The 17,484-nt window shown below is 33.3% G+C and carries 15 protein-coding genes; 12 read left to right on the top strand and 3 right to left on the bottom strand.

The window, feature by feature from the left end; translation table 11 throughout:
* Positions 1-5: 5 nt before the first annotated feature.
* Positions 6-338, top strand: a complete 333-nt coding sequence (locus ACFELW_RS06870) for a ferredoxin family 2Fe-2S iron-sulfur cluster binding protein (protein WP_094649120.1) — start codon at positions 6-8, stop codon at positions 336-338.
* 14 nt (positions 339-352) lie between these two features.
* Positions 353-1,450: a hypothetical protein gene (locus ACFELW_RS06865; protein WP_375330035.1), complete on the top strand. Its 1,098-nt coding sequence runs from the start codon at positions 353-355 to the stop codon at positions 1,448-1,450.
* A gap of 118 nt (positions 1,451-1,568) precedes the next feature.
* On the opposite strand, the gene ACFELW_RS06860 is transcribed toward ACFELW_RS06865, so the two are convergent.
* From ACFELW_RS06860 to ACFELW_RS06850, 3 genes are all read right to left on the bottom strand, one after another.
* Complete coding sequence (locus ACFELW_RS06860; RefSeq protein ID WP_375330034.1) at positions 1,569-4,640, bottom strand: DEAD/DEAH box helicase; 3,072 nt, start codon at positions 4,638-4,640, stop codon at positions 1,569-1,571.
* Positions 4,641-4,795: 155 nt separating this feature from the next.
* Positions 4,796-7,339 (bottom strand): leucine--tRNA ligase, encoded by a 2,544-nt coding sequence (gene leuS / locus ACFELW_RS06855; RefSeq protein WP_375330033.1) that lies wholly within the window; start codon positions 7,337-7,339, stop codon positions 4,796-4,798.
* Positions 7,340-7,386: 47 nt separating this feature from the next.
* Positions 7,387-7,908, bottom strand: a complete 522-nt coding sequence (locus ACFELW_RS06850) for a DUF3576 domain-containing protein (protein ID WP_375330032.1) — start codon at positions 7,906-7,908, stop codon at positions 7,387-7,389.
* 210 nt (positions 7,909-8,118) lie between these two features.
* Here ACFELW_RS06850 and ACFELW_RS06845 point away from each other — a divergent pair, with 210 nt between their 5' ends.
* The 10 genes from ACFELW_RS06845 (at position 8,119) to ACFELW_RS06795 (ending at position 17,436) form a co-directional block, all read left to right on the top strand.
* Entirely contained in the window at positions 8,119-8,322 is a 204-nt protein-coding gene (locus ACFELW_RS06845) for a hypothetical protein (protein WP_375330031.1), read from the top strand.
* 163 nt (positions 8,323-8,485) lie between these two features.
* A complete protein-coding gene (locus ACFELW_RS06835) occupies positions 8,486-8,644 on the top strand; it encodes a hypothetical protein (protein ID WP_375330030.1) in 159 nt (52 codons plus the stop codon).
* A 315-nt stretch (positions 8,645-8,959) separates the two neighbouring features.
* Positions 8,960-10,177 carry a type IV secretory system conjugative DNA transfer family protein gene (locus tag ACFELW_RS06830; protein WP_341759480.1) on the top strand — a complete coding sequence of 406 codons (1,218 nt, stop codon included), beginning with the start codon at positions 8,960-8,962 and terminating at the stop codon, positions 10,175-10,177.
* A gap of 274 nt (positions 10,178-10,451) precedes the next feature.
* Positions 10,452-11,214, top strand: a protein-coding gene (locus ACFELW_RS06825; protein WP_375330029.1) for an IS5 family transposase whose coding sequence is annotated in 2 segments (ribosomal slippage) — positions 10,452-10,819 and positions 10,818-11,214 — 765 coding nt in all. Because the reading frame shifts where the segments join, the coding sequence is not laid out codon by codon here.
* Positions 11,215-11,268: 54 nt separating this feature from the next.
* Positions 11,269-11,895: a dioxygenase gene (locus tag ACFELW_RS06820; RefSeq protein WP_341759479.1), complete on the top strand. Its 627-nt coding sequence runs from the start codon at positions 11,269-11,271 to the stop codon at positions 11,893-11,895.
* A gap of 123 nt (positions 11,896-12,018) precedes the next feature.
* On the top strand, positions 12,019-12,753 hold the full coding sequence (locus tag ACFELW_RS06815; protein WP_341759901.1) for a TlpA disulfide reductase family protein: 735 nt from the start codon (positions 12,019-12,021) through the stop codon (positions 12,751-12,753).
* A 3-nt stretch (positions 12,754-12,756) separates the two neighbouring features.
* Positions 12,757-13,683: a S49 family peptidase gene (locus ACFELW_RS06810; protein ID WP_375330028.1), complete on the top strand. Its 927-nt coding sequence runs from the start codon at positions 12,757-12,759 to the stop codon at positions 13,681-13,683.
* A gap of 331 nt (positions 13,684-14,014) precedes the next feature.
* The gene (obgE, locus tag ACFELW_RS06805; RefSeq protein WP_341759477.1) at positions 14,015-15,016 is read left to right on the top strand and encodes a GTPase ObgE; all 1,002 of its coding nucleotides are present in this window, start codon (positions 14,015-14,017) and stop codon (positions 15,014-15,016) included.
* Between the two features lie 404 nt (positions 15,017-15,420).
* Positions 15,421-15,756 carry a transposase gene (locus ACFELW_RS06800; protein WP_341759476.1) on the top strand — a complete coding sequence of 112 codons (336 nt, stop codon included), beginning with the start codon at positions 15,421-15,423 and terminating at the stop codon, positions 15,754-15,756.
* Between the two features lie 276 nt (positions 15,757-16,032).
* A complete protein-coding gene (locus ACFELW_RS06795; protein ID WP_375330027.1) occupies positions 16,033-17,436 on the top strand; it encodes a hypothetical protein in 1,404 nt (467 codons plus the stop codon).
* Positions 17,437-17,484: the final 48 nt, after the last annotated feature.

Here is a 17,484-nt window from a genome sequence, read left to right as displayed (position 1 = left end):
AACTAATGCCTAAAGTAATTTTTGTTGTAGATAAAGATGGGACAGAGAAAATAGTGGACGCCCCTATAGGATTGTCTATTTTGGAAATTGCTCATCAAAACGATATTGATCTTGAAGGTGCATGCGAAGGCTCTCTAGCATGTGCTACTTGCCATGTTATTTTAGATGAGGAATTTTATCACAAATTAAAAAGTCCTTCCGAGGCAGAAGAAGATATGCTTGACTTAGCATTTGGTCTTACTCATACTTCAAGACTTGGTTGTCAGATTATTGTTACTGAAGATCTTGACGGTATAAGGGTTCGCTTACCATCTGCTACCCGTAATATTAATTTATAATTGAGTATAATAAAGTGATACGCAAAATTTTACTTTTTATTTGTTTAACTTACACCATAATATGGTTTGCCGTTGCTTATACTATCAAAAGTAATGTGGTAAGTACTATAAATAATTCAGAGACAGATAATATTAAGATATCTTATAGCCAAGTCAAAGTTTCTGGTTTCCCTTCCCGCTTGCAGATTAGTTTAGTCGAGCCAAAAATAAAATTTATTGATCATATTAATTCTAAAGAAATATCTGCTGAAAAAATGACATTTTTATTTGATTTTAGTTTTAAAAAAGCTAACTTGATTTTAGGACAAACAATAAAACAACAAGAAAATTTTGGTGGTAAGTTAATTGAATATAGTGTACAGTCGAAGCAAGATATTGCTGCACTAGTTAAATTTAATAAACCTATATATAGATTGTCTAGTGGAGATAATCTAAAATCTATCGTGAAGCTTTTGCAAGTTAACAATAAATTATTATCAATTATTCAGAAAGATAAGGAAATTTTTAATATTAGTGACTTGGTTTTCTTAATCAATAAAGCAAAATCTCAGGATGGCGAAGATATAGCTTTACAATTACGTTTGTCATATGCTGCAGAGGAAGATTTTTTGAATTTCAAAACAGCTCAGCTTGATTTAGCCACCCTAATAAATATCTCTAAGGATCAAGGTAAAGATATCAATTATATCAAAAATTTAAATATTGACCGATTAGTTTTCTCTTGTGATGATAATGCCCAAATAGCTTTAATAGGTTTTTTGCAATTTTTTGAGAGTAACTTACCAAAAGGTAAATTATCTTTTGAATTAACTAATCATCATGATATCATCGATAAGTTGATACCTAATAATTTGTTATTACCTAAAAAAATGATCAAGACTATAATTGAGAAAGTTGCTAATTCTTCTGTATCTGAAGTGGTTAAGACAGATGATAGTGAAGTAGCAACTTATGAAAAGGTAAAATTTGATATTGAGTTTTCTGATAATGGCATACATATAGGTTCAATTAATCTGCTTGAGTTTAAACTAGAAGATAGTAAGGTAAATGCTGATGAACCTTTAGAAAGTAATAATACTGATACTTGGCAAAAAGAAATACCAGAAAATTAAGTGGTATTAATAAGAAATGTTAAAGAAGTATTTTCAGATAGAACGTGCTATAAATTTTTGGATAAGCCAGTTGATAAAATTTTATTGAAAGAAATTTATAATATAGCAAAACTTGGTCCTACTTCAACTTAATTCTACTGTCTAGCTCACGGAATACTCCAACTTCTTTCCATAAGTCTCTATTTCCTATAACATAAATAACTTCTTTAGCACGGGTAACTGCTACATTCAAGATGTTAGGAAATTTGCCTACCCATACTCGACTACCCTCTTGGTCTGATCCTTGTGCCCCTAATACTAAAATTACCGCTTCAGCTTCTAGACCTTGGACAGTATGTATTGTTCCAACTCGCTCATTAAGCCAAGAATAGCTATCTGTAGTTATCCAAGATTTTAAAATATGACTATCTTTTATAATTTTGCGTAAATTATTCGCAACAACTCTAAAAGGTGTCACAATATACAGATTTGGCTGTATTCCAGCACTCTTTAATGTACCTAATAGTTCAAGTACCTTTTGCCCTTCTTCTGGACACCACTTATCTGACGCTTCTCCTTGAACATCAAACCATTTAGAAGAACCAAGACACTTATGTATTGCAGAGCTGCTATCAGAACTCTTGGCGTGAACCATAGATTCTCCATAAGCAATTATATTAGAAATATCAAACATAGGATTTCCACAACGTCTATGTAATAGTAAAGGCACACCAACCAAACGACTTCCGTGCTTAGTATCAAATTCATAAATATATGAATTTGCAAAATCTGATAGGGTCTGCACTGATGCTTCTGGGGCATTAAAACGTTTTGGATCTACCGAAAATTGTTTACATATACTTTTTGTTAAATTGTCAGGTAAATCAACCACTGGTTCTATTTGTAGAGGATCCCCTGTCACTACAACACGTTTTGTTCTCATTATAGCCCCTACAGCAGCTTGCGGTAAAGCCTGCCCAGCTTCATCAATAATAAGCCATCCAAGAGAATTGGCAGGGATATCCTTTAACATTTTCTCTACAGATGCAAAAGTTGTTGATACACTAGGAACTACAAGGAAGAAAGATGCCCATAAGTCTAGTAAAAAATCAGTGGTGCTTTTATCTATTACGTTAAAAGAATCCCTAAAAATTTTCATCATAGCTCCAAGGTTATGATGTAAAGGTTTGGCTGCTGCATCTATAAATGCTTTATGTAGTTTTATAGCGGAAATAAATACCTCATCGCGTAATAATTGTGTCTGTTCGTTACACCATGGGGACACTAGGTGCATTTCTTCAGAGGATTTTGCAAATAAACTACTATCAATCAAATGATTTTCAAATTCTTTAGAGGATGTTACAATCTTTTTCTTTTTATAATTAAGACGAACAATCTTTTGCCTTATCTTTTTCCTTTCTTCTCTCCAGGCACGAAATGAAGGAGTATTTAGAATACACCAAATAATATGTGGTTTTAATTTATCATGTTTTAATAAAAAATCTTCTATATCCTCTACCTTTCCTAACTCTTTTTCTAAATTTTCTAACTCTTCAACTAAATTTCTTGTTTCTTGTAATTTAGAGAGTTCATCTCGACTTGCTTTTAATGTTTTTTCAAAATTTTCTTTAGCTTCTTTCCAACGTTCTAAAGCTTCACTATGACTAGACGGTGGGTTATTTTCTTCAATAATTTTAGGGTATATAGTTTCAATGATTTCATGACTATCTGGATCTTTAATCTCGAATTTCTGCGATTTTCCATTTATTTCTGCTAAATATGTTGAAAAGCTAAAATCCTTATCCCACCAAAATTTTTCATTAAAATTCTTACAATTAGTCATATTGCCAAGTACTGCTGCAATCAAACCCCAACTTCCACCTCCAAGTAATGAATCAGATAGAGCTTTAAAATAACGCAGATCATTTGCATTATCGGCAATGGCTTTTAAACTAGGTAATTCAGTGCTAATATTTTCAACAGCCTTATTGTTAGATGAGGCGATTAATATTTCAAAACCTTTTAGTCTTTCATCTAATTTGTAAATCTTGAACCACCCCTTTCCGGCTTGTATTTTTTCCCCTGAATCAATAAAAGCTTGTTCAGGATCAACAAAATTCAGTAATGCTTCTGCTCTTTCTGCAACTAATTTTGCCACAATATCACGTAATAAAGTTGTTTTTCCTGTTCCTGGTGGTCCATTAATTGCAAGAATTCCACTGTCTTTTAGTTCAGTCATAGATAAATTAACTGCAGCCTGTTGAAGTAATACTAAAGGATGTCGTCCTAATCCAGGCCATCTTGCTGAAGGAATGTTTTTAGGGGAAAGAATATTTTGTAAAACAGTCTTATCTAGGATATTTTGACGTTTTAGGTCATTCACACCTAAATATTGTAAGAGGTTTGTTGAAGCACTTGAAGCACTTGAAGCACTTGAAGTATCTTGGTTTTGAGCTAAAGTATTAGCAATTAAAGTACTAGCTTTTGCTAAATCATTTAGGTAAAAGCTGTTAAGTAATACAGTCTTAGTAGGACCATCTTTTTCACTTGATTCAGGGTCATCTTTTTTACTTGATTCAGGATCACCTTTTTTTCTTAATTCGTAAGTTCGGAGAGCAAATTTTTTATTTATTAGCATTTCTGCTGATATACCATAAATATTATTAGTAAGGTAAGTATAAGCCTCATCTATCATTATTTTATTCAAGGGAAGCTCTTTACCATTTTCATCTTTTTTACGTAAGATTCCATCAAAAGCTATTTCCATTTTTTGTTTAACTAATGCCCAGTCCCTTAAGTTTTCAAGACTATTTTTTAACGCTTGAGGAGCACCCCATGCAAAACTTGATAAATTAACAGATATATCATTTTTAAGAAGACAACCATGCTGATCTACAGTAATTACCCCTGTAATGGCTTCTCCTGATACTTGTTTTGATTCGACACTTGTATCACCATATTTTTTAACTAAAGCAGAAAATACACTCTGAAGACTAATCAAACCCATTATTATTTGATAGAATAATTTTTTCTCAGGAGGTACTTCTTCGCCACCATTCTCCCATGGTAGTCCATTATCTAATAAAGCAACTAAACTTTTTTCTCCTCCTACTAGGTCTTCTGCTTTACAAAATGTTCGAGGCGACAATACTTCCAAAACAGTCCAAGCTGATAAGACGTTACTTGCTTCTTGCATAGTTAATGGTTTCATTTTGTTAGTAATTTAATGTTCTAAGAAATCTGCCCAGCTTATTTAAGCATGTATGCATTTTAGAAAATATATCGCCAACTCGTGTAAAATAATAATAATTTAAAAGTTTGGTTGTAAAACTTTTGATTATTCCTTATATTTGTAACTTAATAGTCTCACACCACGATATTTACTATTTTCGAGGGTATTATGATAATTTTCTTAGGCTCTTTACCGCTTAAATGTTTTTGTATCTCGGGTAATTGCATTACCATATTCTGAATCTCAATATTGCTCGTTACGTTGGCAAATTCTTGTGTAGCTCTCAGTTTGCCATTAACTTGGATAGCCATGGTATAAGATTCTAGCTCCAACAATGATTCATCGAAAGAAGGCCAGGAAGTTTGATATAATCTTTCCTTACTACCTAATTTTTGCCAAATTTCCTCTGTAATATGTGGAATAAATGGGTTAAGTAACATAATCAAGACTCTAAACCCCTCTTTAACACTATAGTCAATTGATGAATTGACTATATTAACATTACCTTCTCTGCCCTTAGATACTTCATCTGACAAAGCATTAAATAGTTCCCGCATTCTTGCTATGGCTTTATTTAGCTTAAAATCCTTTAATTCTTCGGTAACATGTTTAATAGTATAATGGGTAAGCTTTGTTAATTTATTTGATTTATTACTAGAACCTTCCGTTATTTCACTATTAATTAGTATTTCTGCCATATTTTCTAGCTTACTAATAAAACGAGAACAGCCTTCAAAACCATTTGCCGACCATTCAAAATCTTTCTCTGGCGGACTATCGGAGAGGACAAATAGCCTAATAGCGTCAGCACTATGGTTGGTCAATATTGATTCTAAATCCACAAGATTCTTTTTGGATTTACTCATTTTTTCTATTCGTCCTTGAACTACTTCTTCTCCAGTATTTTTATTAATCCACTTATCAGACTGTTTTATTACCTCATCTGGGTAAAGCCAATTATTATTAGCATCTTTATAAGTAGCATGTAGAACCATACCCTGAGTTAGCAAATTATTAAAAGGTTCACGAATACTAAGATAACCTTGTTCGTTCATTACTTTGGTAAAAAACCTGGCATAAAGAAGATGCATTACTGCATGTTCAATTCCACCAATATACTGATCAACAGGTAACCAATAATCACATACTTGCTTGTCGGTTATATCTTTTGCTGCCACGTTACAATAACGGATGAAATACCAAGAAGACTCAAAGAATGTATCTAACGTATCAGTCTCTCGAATAGCTTGTTTTTGACATTTTGGGCAATTAGTATCTTTCCAAGTAGGGTGAGAATCAAGAGGGTTGCCATTTCCATAAAATATAACATCGCTTGGTAGAGTTATTGGTAAGTCTTTTTCAGCTACCGGCACAGTTCCGCAAACTGAGCAATATATTATTGGGATAGGACAGCCCCAATATCTTTGTCTAGACACTCCCCAATCCTTCAGACGGTAGTTAATAGTACGTTTTCCTAAACCACGTTTTTCAAATTCTTCTATAGATTTTTGTTTAGCATCCTGAACAGTAAGATCATTCAAAAAGTCTGAGTTGATCATCATACCATCACCCGTGTAAGGTTCCGAGTATACGTCCATTTGAACATCTTGGTTAATTACTACCTGCTTTATTGGCAAGCCCATTTTCTTTGCTAATGCATGATCTCTTTCATCATGAGCTGGACATCCAAAAACCGCCCCAGTACCATAATCTATTAGTACAAAATTTGTTATTATGACAGGAATAATAATTGTCGAATCAAATGGGTGAATGGCAAAAAGGTTAGTATACACCCCTTCTTTTTCAGCTTTATCTACTGCAGCATTAGTGTGTAATTGTGAACATTTTTCAATAAACAACACCATATCGTTATTTTTATCCACTAATTGCCCAATTATTGGGTGATTATAGGCTATTGCAACAAAACTTGCTCCAAAAATAGTTTCTGGTCGAGTAGAGAACACTTCTATATTAGCTTGATGATCTTTAATTTTAAAAGTAAAATTTGCTCCTTCCGATTTACCTATCCATTTTTCCTGCATAGATTTAACAGAATCAGGCCAAAATTCCAGTTTTGAAATTTCATTTAATAGCTCTTCAGCGTAATTAGTAATTTTTAAAAACCATTGTTTTAAATATTTTTTTTCAACTAAAGCACCTGAACGCCATCCACGACCATCTACTACTTGTTCATTAGCTAAAACAGTCTTATCAACAGGATCCCAATTTACTAAAGATTCTTTTTGATAGGCTAAACCTCTATTATAAAGTTCTAAAAAGAATTTTTGTTCATGCTTATAATAATCTGGATTACAAGTTGTTATTTCTCTCGACCAATCATATGAAAAGCCAATTGATTTTAGCTGATCTCGCATAGTTGCAATATTTGAATAAGTCCAATCTTTAGGATTAGAGTTATTATTAATGGCAGCATTTTCTGCTGGCAAACCGAAAGCATCCCAACCCATGGGATGCAATACGTTATAACCTCGTGATTTCATAAAACGAGCGATGCAATCTCCAATAGAATAGTTACGTAAATGTCCAACATGAATTTTCCCAGAAGGATAAGGTAACATTTCAAGTACGTAATATTTAGGCTTATCGCTGTTGTCTTTTGCGGCAAAAGCTTTTTCTTCAAGCCAAATTCTTTGCCATTTTTTCTCAATATTTTTCATAATTCACACGTTAGTTATTAGTATTTTTTAGTAAGTATACTATAACATTATTTTTTCCCTGCACTAATATATAATTCTCTAGCTTTTCGTAAAATTTTATCTTCTATGTTATTAACTAGGTCTGGAGCAGTATGATTGTCTAGCCAGTTACCATTTTTAAGTGTTTGTTCAAATATTCTTACTTGAATTGCATCCGGACTAATAACGTTATCCTTTATAAAAATATTTATTTTAAATCGAAAATCTGCTTTTCCTTTTGGACTATACCATTCAGTAATAATAACTCCGCCGATTGAATCACTTGAAGCAAGAGGGACAAAATTTAAGGTTTCTATAGAAGCCTGCCATAAATATTTATTGATGTTACCTATCTCCGTTTTGGTAGATTCATTCTTGATTCTGCCCGGTCTAAATATCAAACCTTCTCCGCCAACTATCGAACCCATTTCCTCCATCTGTCTTTCTTGTTCACTTTCTGGATAGTTTGAATCTCTGGCAATTACTGAAATTGGGAAAAATAGTAAGCTTGACATTATCCCAATAATTGTTCTTTTAAAATGTTCTTTCATAAATTATATATTTTTATAACCATTTGTTGTTTATTTTAGACAACTTGCTGTCAGTGTATCATAGGAACCACATGATGTAAAGATAGCCCTGTGTTCTTTAACGGCAATTCTTATTATGGAACTAAATTAATTGTGGTAGCCTTTCCTAATAAAATATTTGTTGTTTAACTTCTTGATTTAAAATATTTTACATAAAACAATAAATTAATATTGTATTGTCATGAAGTCAATAAACCAGTTTCTTTTGCTGTCATTATTATCAGCGTTACTGACTACTGTAGTAACACTTGTAAAAACTGTACTCCAGATTTGTTATTTAAACAAATTGGTTCTTCACCTCAACCTTATATAAATACACAATATAGGGTAGTTTATGTTTTGGGAGATAGTCTATCTGATATAGTCAATCGATGAGAAGTTGGGGACGTTGTCGCTCGTCGCTCGCCTATTACTTATAGGCGTCGCTCCATTGCTCCTAGCCCCAAATTCTCCTGAATTAACTATACTGGAGTGATTATTGGAGTATTTAACAATATGTTAAGTTTTGTAAAACAAGAATTTGATACTTTAAGGTGGATTGATAATATCTATACAGAAAGGCAACAATATATCTCAACCTTGTGTATGGGATATAGCTAATAAGCTTAATACTATGCTGTTACTAGAGTTAGTATTAACAGGAGAATTAAGAGTTACCTATAATTTCCTATGTAGTAAGTACAAGATTTGCAACTAATCTATTTTTTGATTCTTTTCATCCAACCGTATTGTTGCATATAAGTTGTCGGTGATAACTTATTTGACCTCATAATTACTAACAATGATTTATAATTTCTTGGCAAAGTTTAAGGGATTGCCGGACTTTAGTAAGTTTAGGGAAAAATCATAAGCGTAAGTCCAAGTTATAGTACAGCTTTTATAAAAAGATACTTTTTAAAATGATTATGATTGCTTTTTATCCCCCGAGTTTATATCCTAAAATATTTGGGTGGACGAATAAAATTCGTATGATATTTTTACTTACTTGCAATCTTTAATTCCGGTTTACAAAATGTCCTTTGAAAATGCAATATTTTTAGGTAACCATGAAAATGGCAAACCTCTATATGCCGAAGGTTATCAACCTATTTTATTACTAGCACCACATGGCTCTGGTAAAGGGGTATGCTTTGTCCTTCCTACTTTGTTAACTTATTCCGAGTCATGTGTTGTTCATGATATAAAGCTCGAGAATTACCAACTTACAAGTGGATACAGAGCATCGATTGGACATAAGATTTTTGTCTTCAATCCGCTCTCGGGTAAAGACAAAACTCATAGATATAATCCGCTGGATTATATTAATTCGGATTCCAGAGAAATAATCAATGACATTCAAAAGATTGCTGATTTATTGATCAAAGATAATGCTAGTAGCAAAAGCTTATTTACTGGATTGGTTCTATATCTTTGCAACGATACTACCAAAACAAGATCGTTAGGTGAAATAGCAAGAATGTTACAAAGGAATTTAGCTCAAGAACTATCAGATGGAATTGATAAGGCGAAAGGTACAATTCATGAGTATGGTCTTGAAATAATCTCGTCTTTTTTGAGCAAAACTACTAAAGAACAAAATGCTATAATCAAGGAGCTAAGTCATTATCTATATCCATGGACTAACCCATTCATTGATTATGCTACTTCAAAATCAGACTTCGATATTGCCGATTTAAAAGTAAGCAAAATGACTCTTTATGTCGGAGTAAACCCTGCAGACATTAAGAGGCTACAACCAGTATTGCAATTATTCTACAACCATATGGCAGATAGGTTGATAAATACCGCCCAAAATCTTGGTCATACTGAGAAAAACGGAGGAGTATGCTTATTGATGGATGAGTTTTATTCAGTTGGCAAATTGGAAATGTTTACATCATGTTTGCCTTATTTTCGTGGTTACAAAATTAAACTATTCTTGATATCGTCAAATATTGGCAAAATAGAGGAAGTTTATGGTGAAAATGAAACTGAAAATATTATATCAGACTGTACGTGTAAAATAGCATTTGGGGCTAATAATTATAAAACGGCAAATCTTATATCTGAAATATGCCAAGATCGGGAAAAAAATACAGAACTGCTATCCTGGGAGCAAGTCATGAGTTTGCCAGTAGATTCTCAAATTATTTTAATGGACAAAGAGCAACCAGTAATTTTAAAAAAAGTTTTCTATTATGATGACGAGGAAATGAAGAAAAAAATTATTGCTCCAGCGGTGTTGTGGTGATTTGTAGAGCTAACCTGGTTGGCATTATGTCGTCATTAGCAAGGAGCCACTTTGTGGTAAAGACAAACAGGCTCTTACTATCCCAAACGTCATTGCGGATCACGCAAGTAGGTTGTGGCAATTCATTTCTAGTCACTATGACCTCTAAAACTGCTTCATTTTCTAACTTTCGACAGTTGTGTTACCTAGGGTATGTCGTCACGAGATTGTGATTGCATAATTTTATGTGATTTGTTATTATAATTGTAGTAATAAAAATAGGCGATAAGAAGCAATGAGTTTAGCACATAGAAGACATGATATAAGCGATGAGCTTTGGAATAAGATAGAAAGTAATTTACCTGGTCAGAAAGGTTGTTGGGGAGGTATTGCAAGAGACAATAGAACTTTTATAAATGCAGTGATGTGGATATTTAGAACGGGAGCTCCATGGAGAGATTTGCCTCCTGATTATGGCAATTGGAAGAATGTACACAGAAGATTCTGTAGATGGCGTGATAATGGGATATGGGAGAATTTGCTAAATATTTTTATAAATGCTCCTGATTTTGAATGGTTAATGATAGATTCTACATTTGTAAAAACTCACAAAGCAGGACTTGGAGCGAAAGGCGGGAATCAAACGGTTAGTCGCACAAAAGGGGCTCAATACAAAGGTACATATGGCCGTGGATGCGTATGGTATGCCGGTCAGAATTATTGTTACAGAAGGTTCCAGAAATGATTGTACTCAAGCTTGTGAGTTAATCCAGAATATGGAGGCACAACATCTTATGGCTGATAAAGCTTACGATACAAACGCCATAATAGAATCGGCTGTGAATGCAAACATAATTCCTGTAATACCATCAAAAAGAAACAGGAAGATTCAAAGAGAGATAGATAAATATCTATATAAGCTAAGGCACATTATTGAAAATACATTTCAAAAATTTAAAGAATGGCGTGGTATAGCAACAAGATATGCTAAAAATACAAAATCATACATGGCGGGTCTTTGTTTAAGGGCTTTACTAATGTGGACTCAAATCTCGTGACGACATACCCTAGAAGGCTGTCTGTGATAACTAATTAAACATAAGTGGCAAAACATGAAAAAGTTATTATTTCTAATCTGTTTGTGTTCTACTATTGCTATAGCAAGTGAACCTAACTATTATCCTAATAGGCTTAATTGCTGTAAGATTACTAAGAGTACAATAAATGATTATGAACCGCTAGAGTTTCAATCATCCAATAACTTACTTAGAAGCACAGGTCAACAATCGGTCTATCGTGGTACAAAAATTATAGTGAAGGGTATATTGTTAGACCAGCATTGCGTTCCAGTATCAGATGCAAAAATATATTTATGGCAGGTTGGAAGTGATGGAAAATATCCCTATATACCACTTCGTACTCGTATCAATAAAAAAATGCTAAATCTTGTAAGTAAATCAAGTTTTACCGGGTCTGGTACGGCTACTACCAATAATAAAGGAGAATTCTATTTTGTTACTATATACCCTAGTAAAATTGGTCGTGAAACTGCTAATGTAAACATTAGAGTTGAGCATTTGGATCTTGGGCAATTACAAACTAAGTTATATTTATCTAACTCAATGGTTGATTTAGATAATTGCGGAGAAGTTAGCCATGTTCTGACTAGTGTTCATAGTGGCATCAAAACTTATGAGTTTAAGGTTGTGATGCCAGGACGAACATTCAAAAGATATTAAAGGTTGGATTATTTACATCCGCAGCAATCTTCTACAATGGGCTTTTCTAATGGCTTTTTTAGTCCACAAGAAGTTAAAATTAAGCAGCTTAATAATATTAGAGGTAAAAAAATATTGTTTTTCATGATAATTAATAAATTAGTTGGCAATAATTCTATTGTTTATAGGTATATTAAAAAATATAGTAAACTGTTTTTTTTGATTGTAGCATACTTATTGTGCATCGCTAATAGTTTTGCATTAGATTATAGCAAGTCAGGCGTAAAAATGCTTGATTCATCTCCCGTTCCAGATACGGTATTTTTTTTCGATGATAAAGGTGAAAAATATTCTCTTGATAATTTTGAAGGAAAAACGATATTATTGGTATTCTGGGCAACATGGTGTGCGTCTTGTGTTAAGGAAATGCCAGATTTAGATATATTGCAAAAAGATTTTAGAAAGCTGCCATTCGCCATAATTCCTGTATCACAAGACTACCAAGGCATAGAGGTTATACAAAAATATTATAAAAATTATGATATAAGATATTTACCAATCTATCATGATTTTAGGAATCAATTATTTAAAGCTCTTTCAATAGTAGGTATACCAACTGCTATTCTAATTAGCCCAGATGGAAAAATGTTAGTAAGTTTTGCTGGTATCATTAATTGGTACGATACAGAAGTTCGGAATATTATTTTGTCAAATATTCCTGGGAATCATCCAGAACCCAAGAATAGTTACCGTGAACAAACTATTAATCAACCAGTTAATAAACAGTTAGCACCTAAAGAACAGAAAGATAAAAAACTAGAAGTACAACAAAATATAAAGGAAGATCATAATGCTTCTGAAAAGACAAAAAAGGAGTAACCAATGCATAAAGCACATAATAAAAATTCAATTGCCGACGCGAAATTTGAACAGGTAATTGCTAAACGTCAAGTAGGTAAGTTAGAACAATTATTTTCCTTGTTACCTATAATAGGTTCCGGGGGATCAAAACCGGTGATTGCGGTTCTTCGCCTTAGTGGAGTTATCGGTAAAGTAAGCTCAATAAAATCAGGGCTAACTATTGAGTCACTACATGAGTTAATTGACAAGGCTTTTGAAATCAAAAATCTTGAGGCTCTATGTTTAAGTATAAATTCTCCAGGTGGTTCACCTGTGCAATCTGAGCTGATTAGTAAACGTATAAGATTGTTAGCTCAGGAAAAGAAAATACCCGTGTATAGTTTTGTAGAAGATCTAGCAGCATCTGGTGGATATTGGCTTGCCTGCATTGGCGACCAAATATATGCATCTAAGAGTTCAATTATTGGTAGTATAGGAGTTATTTCGGCTGGTTTTGGGTTCCCTGCTGCTATCGATAAGCTTGGTATAGAAAGGAGAGTCTATGCAGAAGGTAAAAATAAATCTATTCTTGATCCATTTCAACCATTGCAAAAGGAAGATATTAAAATTATTAAGCATCTACAAAAACAGATTCATCAACATTTTATAGATTATGTTAAAGAACGTCGAGTCGGTAAGTTAACTCAAGAAGATGATATTTTATTTAATGGAGAATTTTGGTCTGGACAAACTGCTGTTGATTTTGGTTTAATTGATGGTATAGATGATATGTATAGTTTTATAAAAAAGAAATACGGGGATGTAACTATTAAATATGTAGCTAATAAACAATCATGGATTAAGAGAAAGCTTGGTATGGTAAGGCATGATTTCGTGCAAGAATTTTCTGATAGCTTGATTGAATCGATAGATAATAAAATTACCTATGATAGATTTAATATACGGTAATAGATTGCTTCGTCGACCTTATGGACTCCTCGCAATAACGTATATAAGTAATGCTAATCTGGTTAGCTATAGAAATAATAAAAATATTTTTCACAAAACACTTAGCGTACATTATAATTAGTATATACTCTTCAAAGCAGAAAAGTATACTCATACGTCATTGCGAGCGAACGTCTGTGAGCGTGGCAATCTATGGAGCTTATCATATGGATTGCTTCGTCGACCTCATGGTCTCCTCGCAATGACGGTTGTGAAGCTTGCAATATCTTTCAACGTAATTGCTAGAACGCTGTCGGAATGCTCAACTTTTAATAACTTGAAATAATAAATTATGAATTTTATCGATGAAGCTAAAATATATTTAAAAGCGGGTAATGGTGGTGATGGAGCGGTTAGCTTCCATCGAGAGAAATATATCGATATGGGAGGACCTGACGGTGGAGATGGTGGTCGTGGTGGTAGCATTATTTTTAAGAGCAATTCTCATATTAATACTTTAGTAAATTTTAGGTATAAACTACATTTTAAAGCAGAAAATGGTGAGAATGGTAAAGGTGCAAACCGAACTGGTAAATCTAAACCAGCTTTAGTCCTACAAGTACCAGTTGGAACGCAAATATTTTCAGAACATAATGATGTTCTACTATATGATTTTACTGCGGATGAACAAATTTTTGAAATAATTAAGGGTGGAAAAGGGGGGCTTGGTAATAGCCATTTTAAGTCATCCATTAATCAAGCTCCGCGACGTAGAACTGAAGGTATCGTAGGAGAAGAAATGTGGGTAAATTTACAGCTCAAACTACTTTCAGATGTTGGTCTTATAGGTTTACCTAATGCAGGAAAATCCACTTTTCTTGCAGCAACGACATCAGCAAAGCCTAAAATTGCTGATTATCCATTTACTACACTAAGCCCAAATCTTGGGGTTGTTTATGTGGATGATGAAGAATTTGTGATAGCTGATATCCCAGGTTTAATAGAAGGAGCCCATTTGGGACATGGACTCGGTGATAAGTTCCTAAAACATATTGAGAGGTGTAATTTATTGATTCATTTGATATCAGCAACAAGTGATAATTTGTTGGCTGATTATAAAACTATTAGGAATGAACTTGAATCATATTCAAGCTTATTAAAAAATAAGACGGAAATAATCTGTTTAAATAAATGTGACATTTTGTCAGAGGAAGAAGTTCAAGACAAAATTACCAAATTACAAAAAATTACCAGTGAGGAGATTTTTGCAGTTTCTGCCTATACAAAAATTGGATTGAATAGGATAATAAAAAAAGCCCTTGAAAACATAAAAAACACGATACTCCACAAATAATCATGTTATTCGTGTATATTGATCATAAATAAAAGGTTGCAATGGTAGAAAGAATATAGTAGGGTTTTTGTATTATGAATAAAGTATATATCACTAAACATAATTGGTATTTTACAATCAACAATAAAGGAAACTTTATGGCACTAGAAGGTGAGCGTTCAAGGAAAAAAAGTTAAAGTACAAAACGTCTATTAGCGAGAAGGCGTAAGCCAAGAAGCAGTCCATTTGTGATCATTTTTGGATTGCCGCGTCGCTGCAAAGCGGTTCCTAGCTAATAGACACTTGGCGTGAACATTCATATTAGAAGCGATCAAATGTAACACAGATAATAGGACTTCAGTGCTAGAATTAACAAAATGATTAACTGGAATTATGGCTGCTGATAAAGGTTATATCAAGAAAATTTGTTCTTAAATTTATATGAAAGAGGCTTAAAAATGATTCATGGAATTAAGAAGAATATGGAAAATAAATTAACGGATTTAAAAGAAAAACTATTACTTCGAAGGCACGGTTTAATTGAAACAGTTTTTGATTATCTAAAAAATAAAATGGATATTGAACACACTAAACATAGGTCTTCGATAAACGCCTTTGTCCATATATTATTTACTCTTGCTACCTATTCGTTAAAAAAACATAAACCTTCAATAAAACTTGACTTTAATCTACATATTCACAACATCCTTATCCCGACATTAATTACAAGATACCTTAAACTCTTACAACCGCTTAGTTAACCAAACAACATTGTACAACAAGCTGATTCTGTGTGTTGAAACCCTGCTATATCTATCACTTTTATGCTCTGATACTGCTTTTGTTAGATAGTTTTTCTAATAGGTTTATATGCATATATCCTTTTTGGAGTTGTTCTCACAGGCATTAGACCTGAAGTCCTAGGACTTAATGCCACATATAACTGTATCTCTCCAATTTAACCCAAACACTAGCGTGTCTATGCAGGTATAACATCCTGGAAATAACGAATTATTTTTTTATAAAAATGGAGAACTATGGCTAAAAAACAAAAATTCTTAAAAAATTTGCTGACCAGTGTATCAGTTGCCTCTGTTATAGCAAGTATGGGATGGAACAATGTTGCTTTTGGTACAGTAACCCATGGCTTTAGGATGCTCAGTAAGAAGGATATTACGTTATCAGATACGGCAGATAAGAAGAACTGGAAAAAAGTACAGAAGAATGGTAATCCTGTGGGAGATTATACTGCAGCACCTGGGGATAACACTGCATTTCTCTATAGTGGTCCTGTTACACTTGATGCTAATGTACATGATCGTATAATTACTGCTATCAATCTAGTTGGCAACAAACCCGGCATGCTTACGGTTAATGAAAATTTATCAATCGGTTCTATAGTGAGAGGTGAAAAAGCACAAAAAGATAATATACAAAACGTGTTACCTATAACTATAGCAGCTGGCAAAACCTTAACTTTAACCGGTACTAAAGCTATAGATACAAAGCATGGTTTCACTACACGTGAAAATACCTATACTGCCTTGGGTAACATAATCCTTAATGGAGCAGACTCAACTCTTGTAATTCGACCTGCTAACGATGATGCTGGTAATCCCGGAAATATATCACTCACTGGTAATATCACTACAAATATTGATCATGAGGGAATATTAACTTTCGAAGGATCTGCTACAGTAAATGGAGAGATTGGTGCTAATAATGCTTTAGCGGAAGTAAACTTTAACGAAGTAGGTAATATACACTTGCGTGCTGTAGCTAAAGCAGAGACTTTCAAATTTGGGGCTGAGGCTATAGTCAATGCTCATACCAACATTATAGGTAATGTGGATTTCAATGGTAATAATGCAGCTACAATTAACCTAGCAGTTGGTCAGAAAATCGATGGTGCTGTAGATAACACAGGTATTGCTAACAACGGCATATTAAACTTTGCAGGAATTGGTACAGTAACTGGGAATATTGGTAAGAATAATGCTTTATTCTTGATTAATATTAATGATGGTGATGTTGACTTACAACAAGATGTTTCTACTGAAACGCTCCACTTTGCTGTTGCCAATAGAACTGTAAAAATTGGTGGTAATTTTACAGGTGAAGTTTATTTTGCTAATGCTGGTACTTTAACATTTTACGGTGCTGATCCTCATAGTTTCAACGCAACAATAGCTAATGGTGATAATGGTATTTTAAATGTTCAAACTGATCTCATAGCTACTCATGAAGATATTGGTAATATTAAGACTATAAATATTGGTATACCAGATGAGGTTGGTTTCCCTGTTGTTGATCCTGTTGCTAAGGTTCTAGCAATAAATGCTTCAGTTAATAATATTAATCTCCTTACTCCTGCTGATGCAGAAGTTAACTTCTTGCATCCAGAGTCGAGATTAGAATTATTTACTATAAGACAGGAGTGAATTATAACCTTTGAGAATAACTTACCAGGGCATGCTGCTGTTGGTGGT

This window comes from Candidatus Tisiphia endosymbiont of Nemotelus uliginosus, from assembly GCF_964264755.1.
Taxonomy (GTDB): domain Bacteria; phylum Pseudomonadota; class Alphaproteobacteria; order Rickettsiales; family Rickettsiaceae; genus Tisiphia.
The sequence above is the reverse complement of the archived record's forward strand: the minus strand, read 5'-3'. Positions and strand labels throughout refer to the sequence as shown.

What these genes read in the sequence shown, in the direction of transcription:
- ACFELW_RS06870 (WP_094649120.1), top strand. Translation starts at nt 6, where the DNA reads ATGCCTAAAGTAATTTTTGTTGTAGATAAAGATGGGACAGAGAAAATA.
- ACFELW_RS06860 (WP_375330034.1), bottom strand. Translation starts at nt 4,640, where the DNA reads ATGAAACCATTAACTATGCAAGAAGCAAGTAACGTCTTATCAGCTTGG.
- leuS (WP_375330033.1), bottom strand. Translation starts at nt 7,339, where the DNA reads ATGAAAAATATTGAGAAAAAATGGCAAAGAATTTGGCTTGAAGAAAAA.
- ACFELW_RS06850 (WP_375330032.1), bottom strand. Translation starts at nt 7,908, where the DNA reads ATGAAAGAACATTTTAAAAGAACAATTATTGGGATAATGTCAAGCTTA.
- ACFELW_RS06830 (WP_341759480.1), top strand. Translation starts at nt 8,960, where the DNA reads ATGTCCTTTGAAAATGCAATATTTTTAGGTAACCATGAAAATGGCAAA.
- ACFELW_RS06820 (WP_341759479.1), top strand. Translation starts at nt 11,269, where the DNA reads ATGAAAAAGTTATTATTTCTAATCTGTTTGTGTTCTACTATTGCTATA.
- ACFELW_RS06815 (WP_341759901.1), top strand. Translation starts at nt 12,019, where the DNA reads ATGATAATTAATAAATTAGTTGGCAATAATTCTATTGTTTATAGGTAT.
- ACFELW_RS06810 (WP_375330028.1), top strand. Translation starts at nt 12,757, where the DNA reads ATGCATAAAGCACATAATAAAAATTCAATTGCCGACGCGAAATTTGAA.
- obgE (WP_341759477.1), top strand. Translation starts at nt 14,015, where the DNA reads ATGAATTTTATCGATGAAGCTAAAATATATTTAAAAGCGGGTAATGGT.
- ACFELW_RS06795 (WP_375330027.1), top strand. Translation starts at nt 16,033, where the DNA reads ATGGCTAAAAAACAAAAATTCTTAAAAAATTTGCTGACCAGTGTATCA.